This window comes from Nostoc sp. FACHB-133 (genome assembly GCF_014698055.1).
Classification (GTDB): Bacteria; Cyanobacteriota; Cyanobacteriia; order Cyanobacteriales; family Nostocaceae; genus Nostoc.
In genome coordinates this window covers 1-8,248 of the sequence record NZ_JACJSH010000126.1, presented here as the reverse complement: position 1 = coordinate 8,248, position 8,248 = coordinate 1, and the positions used below count along the sequence as shown (strand labels likewise).

The following is an 8,248-nucleotide window of genomic DNA, read 5'->3' as shown; positions in this document are numbered from 1 at the left end:
ACCAGAAACCTCTGAGACTTTTATTTACATTGCGATGATCCGGATTATGGTCAGGCGACTGGCATAATTTTTAACTCGCTTCGACTTTTAAAACATCCTCTTAGAAATGCTTTTAAGTTAGGTGCTGCTAATAGACTTGTAAGTAGGATTCTTGAGAATCGTGATCAACAGAAAGATCAAGGGATTGCTGGAACTACTGAATCGGTTGCAGTACCGGCGATTATCGTGCAAGCGCTCTACGAAAAACTAGAATCTGAGTTAGAAGCATATCTAAATAATGTGAAAGTTAAACAAATGGCGTTACCATCGTGTGGTTCAAAAGACGGATATTTCTCTGGTATATCTGCGGCTGATTCTGTCTCTCTTAATCGCCAAGTTAGTAGCAGTCAACAGCACTATCTGCCAGGTTAATTAAGACGTATTAGGAGATAGCGACAGTGATGAGAGTAGATTAAGGAGTGATTGACCTCATGCAGTGCTTCATGCGATCGCTGTAGGCAAGATTTGCAGTACTTGTACAACGGTATAAATAGTTGCCTAAGTATAAACTTAATGCTGGTAAAAGATGATTATAGTAAATTTATATACTCTATTGATGTGAATAACTCAGTATAGTATTTTTGTGAAAGTGTGCCAACGTAAGCGATCGTCTCTCCTGTGCCCTTGTTACAACCACCTCTCTACAGCCTGCGATTGTTCCCTTGAGGTTAAGGGTGTTGTATTGGGCTTGGTTTATTGCGTCTAATCCTTATATAGTGCAGCTTTATTTTTAATATGGCTGAAGCCATTCCAAGTTTCTAATTAGAGGCTAAAAAAATTTTCTTCCCCCTCTTGACTCTCCAGTGAAATGGAGATTTCACAATGGAATTAGTTCATAAAAGGAAAGTAAAGTAAAGATGATACTCCAACTAAAAGTTCCTAACATGGCTTGTTCTGCTTGTGGAGAAACGATTACGAAAGCCATCCAAGCAGTTGACCCCACGGCTAAGGTTGAGGCCGATCCGAAAACTAAGCTAGTCAGGATCGAAACTCAGACAACCGAAGCAGCAGTACAAGAAGCAATTACATCTGCTGGCTATTCGGTCGCATGACATTGAACTTTTCCATCTTGTCGTCAAAACAACAGAGTGTTAAGGAGCCAGAAAAATGGAAACAGTCACACTTAAACTGCGCGGCATGAGTTGTGCCTCCTGTGCCAGCAGCATTGAAGGCGCGATTAATTCTGTCCCCGGTGTCGATGAATGTATCGTGAATTTTGGAGCAGAACAGGCAACAGTTGAATATGACCCTAGAAGAACTGATTTAGAAGCCATTCAAGAGGCGGTAGATGCAGCCGGTTACTCTGCCTACCCACTCCAAGAACAAAACCTGATGACGGGAGAAGATGATGCTGAAAGAAGACATCGCTTAAGAGAATCCCGCGATTTAATGCGAAAAGTGACGGTAGGGAGCATCATTAGCATTGTATTGCTCATTGGGTCACTGCCAATGATGACAGGATTGCACTTACCCTTTATCCCAGCATGGTTGCATAATCCTTGGGTGCAGTTGATACTTACTACCCCAGTACAGTTCTGGTGTGGTTACTCCTTCTATATCAATGGTTGGAAAGCTTTAAAACGTCATGCTGCCACAATGGATACCCTAATCGCTTTGGGTACAAGTGCAGCGTATTTTTATTCGCTATTTCCAACTTTATTCCCCAGCTTTTTCATTAATCAAGGGTTATCTCCAGATGTGTATTATGAAACTGCCGCTATTGTAATTACCTTGATTTTGCTGGGAAGGCTGTTTGAGAATCGTGCTAGAGGACAAACTTCAGAAGCTATCCGCAAGCTGATTGGTTTACAAGCTAAAACGGCACGTATGATTCGCAATGGACGAGAAGTAGATGTCCCAATTGAAGAAGTGCAGATTGGAGATGTGATATTGGTTCGTCCTGGCGAGAAAATTCCTGTTGACGGGGAAGTAATTGAGGGAGCATCTACAATCGATGAAGGGATGGTGACAGGGGAAAGCGTGCCTGTCAAAAAGCAACCAGGCGATGAAGTGATTGGAGCTACCATTAACAAAACTGGGAGTTTCAAGTTTCGAGCGACACGCGTCGGAAGTGATACTGTACTAGCGCAGATTGTCCAATTAGTACAGCAGGCACAGGGTTCCAAAGCCCCAATTCAAAGATTAGCAGACCAAGTAACTGGATGGTTTGTACCTGCGGTAATTGCGATCGCACTGCTCACTTTCATCATTTGGTTTAATTTTACAGGCAACGTGACTTTGGCGCTAATCACCACTGTTGGGGTACTAATTATCGCCTGTCCTTGTGCGTTGGGTTTAGCCACACCAACTTCTGTAATGGTAGGAACGGGTAAAGGTGCAGAAAATGGCATTTTGATTAAAGGTGCCGAAAGCTTAGAACTGGCGCACAAAATCCAAACAATAGTACTAGATAAAACTGGAACCATCACTCAAGGTAAACCAACAATCACCGATTTTGTCACCGTCAATGGAACTGCTAATGGTAATGAGATGAGGTTGGTGCAACTTACGGCATCTGTGGAACGCAATTCCGAACATCCATTGGCAGAAGCGGTTGTGAGATACGCCCAATCTCAAGAAGTGGCGTTAGCAGATGTCAGAGAGTTTGAAGCAATTACAGGCAGTGGTGTACAAGGTATAGTGTCTGGTCATCTTGTGCAAATTGGAACGCAACGCTGGATGTCAGAATTAGGCATTGACACCCAAGCCTTACAACACGATAAAGAGCGTTTGGAATATCTAGGCAAAACTGCGATTTGGATTGCAGTTGACGGACAAATTCAGGGATTAATGGGGATTTCTGATGCCATCAAACCTACTTCAATACAGGCAATTCGTGCTTTGCAAAAACTGGGTTTAGAGGTGGTAATGCTCACAGGAGATAATCGGCGCACCGCAGAAACCATTGCCCGTGAAGTTGGTATCAAGCGTGTCTTGGCAGAAGTCCGCCCCGACCAAAAAGCTGCTACAGTGCAGAAACTACAATCAGAAGCAAAGATTGTAGCAATGGTTGGTGATGGTATTAATGATGCACCAGCACTAGCTCAAGCCGATGTAGGGATGGCAATTGGCACAGGTACAGATGTAGCGATCGCCGCTAGTGACATCACGCTCATATCCGGTGACTTACGAAGCATTGTCACTGCAATTCAACTCAGCCGTGCCACAATTCGCAACATTCGACAAAACCTATTCTTCGCCTTCATCTACAACGTTGCTGGCATTCCGATTGCTGCGGGTATTCTCTTCCCCATCTTCGGTTGGTTGCTTAACCCCATCATTGCAGGTGCAGCAATGGCATTTAGTTCGGTTTCAGTGGTTACGAATGCCCTACGTCTGCGTAAATTTCAAGCTAAACCAGTAGCATAAGGAGGTAGCAAATGTTGAGTAAAATAATTCTTGGCAGTATAGCAAGCTTGGCATTGGCATTCAGTGTTGCCTCAAGTAAAGTAGTTGCACAGATGAATCATGAAATGCCAACTACCGAGCGGTTGCAGACAACTCAGTTCCGCCGCATTGAGCAACCACTCTCGGTAAAAGGTACAGTTACAGCAGTCGGCTTGGGGTTAATCGGATTAGAAATTTGGTGGTTTCTCTTGAGTAAACCAAAGTCGCAAAAAGCCGAAGCCCATGATGGTATTCAAGAAATTGATATTACTGTAGATGGAGGCTACGAACCTAGTCGAATTCTAGTCAATGCAGGTCAAAGAGTCCGCTTGAATTTCCTACGCCGTGACCCTAGTAGTTGTCTTGAAGAAATACGCCTACCTGATTTCCATATAGCCAAAAACCTACCACTCAACGAAGTCACATCCATTGAGTTCACATCTGACAAACCAGGTACTTATACTTTCAACTGCGGTATGAATATGTTCCGAGGAGTCATAGAAGTTCAACCTCCTGACTTGACTGCAAAAGCAACCCCAGCAATTAATTCTCAAACTACTCACCAGATCCAACCAGAGCTTTCTTTGCCTACAGAGTCAGCAACAAAAGCAGTGAAAACACCAGAAGGTACTCAAGAAGCGACTGTTACGGTTGAAAAGGGTTACAAACCGGAACGAGTAATTGTAGAAGCGGGACAACCAGTAAAATTGGACTTCCAACGTCACAATTTGAGCAAGTGTTTTGATAAATTGCTAATACCGGACTTTGACTTAGCCGTTGACCTTGCTCCTAACCAAACCACTTCAGTGGAATTTACTCCTAAGTATCCTGGTGAATATCAGTTCACCTGCGGTATGAAAATGTATCGTGGTGTTGTGGAAGTAAAGCCTGCCACATAATCTAGTAGCAAATAATTAGCAAGATGATCCTGTTCTCACTTGACTCTCCAGTTAACTGGAGAGTTTAAGATAAGGTAAATACATTTATATGGCATGAGAGCAGCTAAGTATGTTAGTTCAAGAAGCGCCAAAACTCATTGGTAATGTTGCCAAGTCTAGCGGTGTACCAATTAAAACTATTCGCTACTATGAGGAGCTAGGTTTACTCAGGTCATTAGGGAGAACCGAGGGTGGGTTTAGATTATTTAACTCTGATGTTTTGGAGCGGCTGCACTTTATTAAACGCGCTCAAAGCTTAGGATTAAGCTTGTCAGAGATTAAGGAATTTTTAAATGTTCATGATGAAGGGGAATTACCTTGTGAGCATATAAAAATTAAACTAGAAGATAAGATTAAAGCTATTGATGAACAAATTCATCAATTACTTATTTTGAGACAAGAATTATCAAAATTAGTTTCTGGTTGGGAAACAATACCTGAAAATCATGAACAAACGATTTGTCCTATTATTGAAAGAAATTAAACAATCAAGCTGTTAATTTGAGTTGATTTAATTTGATTTTTTATCAGCATATCAATGCATTAAGCTAAGTTGATATGCTGATTTTATATTGATGTAAATAATTTAATTGTTTTTTCAATTTTAGCTCTTGACTCTCCCGTAAGCTGGAGAAATTAAACTATTTTTAGTCGAATAGATTAATCGTATATCTATTCAACGATTTTCAGAAAATTAGTTATCTTCAGTAAGGAATTTAACACTATGACGCTGCAACTAACAGTTCCCAAACTCGCTTGTTCTGCTTGCGTGAACACCATCATGAAAGCAATTCAATTAATTGATTCTACAGCTACAGTGCAAGCTGATCCAAAAACAAAACTTGTCAGGTCGAAACTCAAGCACCTGAGACTAAGATTAAAGAAGTAATAGCTGCTATAGGCTATCCATCTGTTTAGGTTTTTGAGTTTATTCTACTATCAGTAGTTAGCATTGGATGAACTGCTAATAGTCAAATATTCCTTTCAGAAAAGTTCTTCTGCTTTTAGAAGAGATGTGACTTATATGAGTTTACTTTTTCTGATTCCACTGACAATTGGTTTAGCAGTTAGTTACCTGTTTAAAAATTCTACTGACGACATTGCAGAATTAACAAGTTTATCTACAGTTGCTTGTCTAATTGTCAGTTTAATATTAGTACCTTGGCAACTAAAAGTTGTGTTTCTAATGCTTGCCATATTAACTCCCAGACGAAGTGAGACTTTTGAATAACTTCAATCATTAAAAAATGGAGCAAAATCAATGAATCGATTTCTGAATGCAATTGCCATAACTACTACTTTGATACTGGTTCAAAGCTGCTCCTTATTACTTAAAGACGAAGGGAAACCAATATCTGCTGGGACACATCAACATGAGGAGCATTCTATGGGCGAGATTAATCACAGAGAACCTTCAATAAGTAGTACAGGTAATGGGAAGAAAGCATTTACTCTAGCAAAGCTCAAAGTTCCAAGCATCATTACCCCCAATAAAAGTATTCCGATATTGATTGATGTTCAAGATTCGGATGGAAAAAAAATAGCAAAGTTTGACACTTTCCAAGAAAATCTCATGCACCTCATTCTTGTCAGTGATAATCTTCAGTTTTTCAGTCATCTTCATCCCACATATAAAGAAAATGGGCAGTTTGAAGTTGCAGCCCGTTTTCCGCAAGCAGGCAATTACACATTTTTTAGTGACTACAAACCTGCTGGTCAAACAGAACAAGTCTCAGTATTGAAAACACAAGTTCCTGGGAACAGTATTGCTACCCCAGGAATTAACCTAAATCGCAGTAAAACGTTCAATGATATTAAAGTTAATCTTGCTGTTTATGAACCTACTGTGAAAGCGGGTAAAGAAGTCACTTTAATGTTTAAATTACAAGATGCTTCTAACAATCAACCGCTTACAGACTTGCAGCCATATTTACGAGAAAAAGGACATTTAGTTATTCTGCGACAGTCAACCTCATTAACAGCAGCAGATTACATTCATGCTCACGCGCTAAAAGATACCCCTGCTGGACAGGTTCATTTTATAACTAGCTTTCCTCAAGCAGGAAAGTATAAGCTCTGGGGTCAGTTTAATCGCAATGGCAAAATCGTCACAGCTGATTTTTGGGTAGATGCTGTTTAATTTATCCCAAGTTGCGGCCGTGACTGAATTAGAAGTAAAAACAGCAATTGATGCTTGGATTGATGAAGGAATAGAGCTTTAGCTATTACCTACATAGCTTAAAAATGCCCTGGATAATCAGAATTGGTGGCATTGCCATGAAACCAAAACTTGACCAACTCACCGAGTCGAAACACAGGTTTTTCTTTGGTTTTATGTGGCAAGCCAAGGCAGTACGCGGGTATAGCAGCAATTTGATATCAACCCTGCCACAAAGATAGTAAACTGTAAAAATGTAAAGACTAGTATTTAAAGATGGTAGCATATTCAATTGACTTACGACAAAAGATATTAAGTGCGTGGCAAAACAAAGGAGGTAGTTAAAGGGAATTAGCAAAACGATTTAAAGTCAGTTTGTCGTTCATCCGTGACTTTTTACGTCGGTATCGAGAGACGGGAGAGATTGCTGCCAAATCCCAAGGAGGAGACCGCCGCTCGAAGCTTAATAGTGTTGAGCAAGAATTGTTAAAGGTAATCGTGACAAAGCAAAACGATATATATTTGCGAGAAATTCAAGAAGTCATAAAAGAGCGCACAGAAATAGACGTAAGTATATCTAGTTTATCCCGCACTCTTAAACGCTTAAAATTGAATCGGAAAAAAACTTTAGTATCGACTGAGCAAACTACAGAAAGAGTACAAAAATTGCGCTATGAATTTCGACGTTGGCTAGATACTCTAGATACTATAGATGTCAAAAACCTGATATTTATTGATGAAACAGGTGTAAATCTGGCTATGACAAGACGTTATACTAGGAGTATTGACGGGGGAAGAATCTATGATGAGCGACCAGGTAATAAAGGCAAAAACATCACCGTAATTGGAGCTATGAGTGATCAAGGATTAATTGCCACTATGACTTTTCTAGGTAGTCTGAACACTGCTAGCTTTTTAGTTTTTATTGAGCAAATATTACTACCTCAGTTATGGATTGGAGCAATTATAGTTATGGATAATTTACCCGTGCATTATGCTGCAACTGCAAAAGCGTTAATAGAATCTGTTGGCTCAAAGGTTAAGTTTTTGTCTCCATACTCACCTGATTTATCGCCAATTGAGTTATGTTGGTCAAAGCTAAAAGAAATTCAACTTTGGCGCTAAAACTCGAACATTCGATACTCTAGATGTTGCAATAACTATGGCTGTTAATGCCATTACTGACGATAATGCTCTAAATTGGTTTAATCATTGCGGTCTATTTTTTGAACCTATTTAGATAACTCTTTCTGTAGTACTTTTGATCACAAACTGCTGTAAATCGAAAAAACCGTCCAGTCTTAGTACAATTTGATTAGACATAGGTAAGCATGATCTTCCATGACTCCAGCAACCGATATTCGTAGAAGAGCGATCGAACTGATTGAGCAGTTGTCAGAAGAGCGGTTAACTGCGGTAGTTCAATTATTAGAGTTTCTGTCTGAACCCTCTAAGTTTGCTGCATCCAATCCGATTGAGTTAGCCCTGGTTGAAGTCATCCAACGTCGCCTGACTCCTAATGAGCAGAAACGATTAGAAGAGTTACGCAAACGCGGTGAGTGGGGGGAACTCACCGATATGGAACATGAAGAATTGATCCAGTATGAGGATCAGCTAGAACAGTGGAGGGTAGAACGTCTGGAAGCTCTTATGGAATTAGCAAGGCTAAGGAATATGGATTTGCTGACCTTGAATCGTCAATTTGTCTCGGAATCTCAGTTATTCC

General features: G+C 40.4%; 9 protein-coding genes and 2 pseudogenes. All 11 read left to right on the top strand.

What is annotated here, in order from left to right; genetic code table 11:
* The first annotated feature begins 225 nt into the window (after positions 1-225).
* Complete coding sequence (locus tag H6G86_RS37210; RefSeq protein ID WP_190938580.1) at positions 226-411, top strand: hypothetical protein; 186 nt, start codon at positions 226-228, stop codon at positions 409-411.
* A 485-nt stretch (positions 412-896) separates the two neighbouring features.
* A complete protein-coding gene (locus H6G86_RS37205) occupies positions 897-1,091 on the top strand; it encodes a heavy-metal-associated domain-containing protein (protein WP_190938579.1) in 195 nt (64 codons plus the stop codon).
* Between the two features lie 55 nt (positions 1,092-1,146).
* Positions 1,147-3,408, top strand: coding sequence for a heavy metal translocating P-type ATPase (locus tag H6G86_RS37200; RefSeq protein ID WP_190938578.1), 2,262 nt, complete (start codon positions 1,147-1,149; stop codon positions 3,406-3,408).
* 11 nt (positions 3,409-3,419) lie between these two features.
* On the top strand, positions 3,420-4,325 hold the full coding sequence (locus tag H6G86_RS37195; protein WP_190938577.1) for a cupredoxin domain-containing protein: 906 nt from the start codon (positions 3,420-3,422) through the stop codon (positions 4,323-4,325).
* Between the two features lie 109 nt (positions 4,326-4,434).
* Complete coding sequence (locus H6G86_RS37190; RefSeq protein WP_190938576.1) at positions 4,435-4,848, top strand: heavy metal-responsive transcriptional regulator; 414 nt, start codon at positions 4,435-4,437, stop codon at positions 4,846-4,848.
* Positions 4,849-5,088: 240 nt separating this feature from the next.
* Positions 5,089-5,282: pseudogene (locus H6G86_RS37185) on the top strand (heavy-metal-associated domain-containing protein).
* 106 nt (positions 5,283-5,388) lie between these two features.
* Positions 5,389-5,595, top strand: a complete 207-nt coding sequence (locus tag H6G86_RS37180; RefSeq protein ID WP_190938575.1) for a hypothetical protein — start codon at positions 5,389-5,391, stop codon at positions 5,593-5,595.
* Positions 5,596-5,625: 30 nt separating this feature from the next.
* The gene (locus tag H6G86_RS37175; protein ID WP_190938574.1) at positions 5,626-6,504 is read left to right on the top strand and encodes a DUF8832 domain-containing protein; all 879 of its coding nucleotides are present in this window, start codon (positions 5,626-5,628) and stop codon (positions 6,502-6,504) included.
* Between the two features lie 104 nt (positions 6,505-6,608).
* Complete coding sequence (locus H6G86_RS37170) at positions 6,609-6,764, top strand: hypothetical protein (RefSeq protein ID WP_190938573.1); 156 nt, start codon at positions 6,609-6,611, stop codon at positions 6,762-6,764.
* A 118-nt stretch (positions 6,765-6,882) separates the two neighbouring features.
* Positions 6,883-7,647, top strand: a pseudogene (locus tag H6G86_RS37165) (IS630 family transposase); the annotation flags it as partial.
* Positions 7,648-7,863: 216 nt separating this feature from the next.
* Positions 7,864-8,248 (top strand): hypothetical protein (locus tag H6G86_RS37160; RefSeq protein ID WP_190938571.1); only part of this gene is annotated, 385 nt, incomplete at its 3' end.